The organism is Mesorhizobium sp. M7A.F.Ca.ET.027.03.2.1 (assembly GCF_003999175.1).
Lineage (GTDB): Bacteria > Pseudomonadota > Alphaproteobacteria > Rhizobiales > Rhizobiaceae > Mesorhizobium.
Genome location: NZ_RZOM01001507.1, coordinates 1 through 1028, shown reverse-complemented (window position 1 = coordinate 1028; position 1028 = coordinate 1). Strand labels below are relative to the sequence as shown.

At 62.5% G+C, this 1028-nt stretch carries 2 protein-coding genes; both read left to right on the top strand.

Features of this window, described 5'->3' with window-relative positions; all coding sequences use genetic code 11:
* Positions 1-572, top strand: a 572-nt coding sequence (gene raiA / locus EN750_RS36010; protein ID WP_245482916.1) for a ribosome-associated translation inhibitor RaiA, incomplete at its 5' end; no start/stop codon positions are given.
* A 102-nt stretch (positions 573-674) separates the two neighbouring features.
* On the top strand, positions 675-1028 hold a 354-nt coding region (locus tag EN750_RS36005; protein WP_127399398.1), incomplete at its 3' end, for a PTS sugar transporter subunit IIA.

The window sequence follows — 1028 nt, the reverse complement described above, 5'->3', positions numbered from 1 at the left end:
TATCGGGAAAACACATGGATATCGGCGATGCGTTTCGGACACGCATCAATGATCGCGTCGGCGAAGCGATCGGCAAATATTTCGATCGCGGCTTTGCCGGACATGTCACGGTCATCAAATCGGGCTCGCGCTATTCGGCGGACTGCATGATCCGGCTGGATTCCGGCGCTTCGCTGCAGGCCACCGGCGATGCCCAGGATCCGACGCTTGCCTTCGAGGCGGCGGCGGACCGTCTGGAAACCCGCCTGAGGCGCTACAAGCGCAGGCTGAAATCGCACAACTCGGGCGCCGCCAACGGCCAGCCGACCGACATCGCCTACACGGTGATGGCGCCGCTTGCCGATGACGACGAGGACATTCCGGAGAATTTCGCGCCCGCCATCGTCGCCGAATCAACCATGACGCTGAAGACCATGTCGGTGGCGTCGGCGGTCATCGAGCTCGACACCAAGGACAGCCCGGTCTTTGTCTTCCGCAATGCGGGAACCGACCATCTCAACATCGTCTATCGCCGACCCGATGGAAATATCGGCTGGATCGACCCGTCGACGACCAAGGTCGCGCAAGCGTGACGACAAAGGTCGCACGGTGACGACAAGGGTCGCACGGCAATAAGAGCCGGCCGCACGAGGGGTGGGGACTGGTGACGGCAGGCGAACAAGGGATTTTCTAGCATGGATCTGAGCGATCTTATCAACGTTCCGGCGATACTGCCGGCGTTGAAGGCGAACTCCAAGAAGCAGCTGCTGCAACTGCTGTCCGAACGGGCAGCGGCGATTTCCGGCATTCCGGAGCGGGAGGTGTTCGACACCATCCTGCAGCGTGAGCGCCTGGGTTCGACCGGCGTCGGCAACGGCATCGCCATTCCGCACGGCAAGCTGGCCGGCGTGAAACGCATCGCAGGTGTTTTCGCCCGGCTGGAGACGCCTGTCGATTTCGAATCGCTGGACGATCAGCCCGTCGATCTGGTGTTTCTGCTGCTGGCGCCGGAAGGGGCGGGCGCCGACCACCTCAAGGCACTGTCGCGC